Below are 221 nucleotides of genomic sequence, written 5' to 3' on the forward strand. Positions count from 1 at the left end.
TGAAATTTTCAAATCCTTGGAGGATTGGGCTGAGAAGAACATTTTGATTCATCTGAGACCAGTGGAGAAAAGTTGGCAACCACAAGATTTTCTTCCTGACCCGGCGTCCGATGGATTTCTCCAGGAAGTCGATGAACTGAGAGAGAGGACGAGCGTGATTCCCGATGATTACCTAGTTGTTCTAGTCGGAGACATGATCACGGAAGAAGCTCTCCCAACTT

General features: G+C 46.2%; 1 protein-coding gene. It reads left to right on the forward strand.

Annotated elements, in window-relative coordinates:
* Positions 1-221: acyl-ACP desaturase (locus C6N31_RS47570; protein ID WP_198359786.1), on the forward strand; the 221-nt coding region annotated here is incomplete at both ends.

Origin of the sequence: Streptomyces fildesensis, from assembly GCF_016107395.1 — a bacterium.
Lineage (GTDB): Bacteria > Actinomycetota > Actinomycetes > Streptomycetales > Streptomycetaceae > Actinacidiphila > Actinacidiphila fildesensis.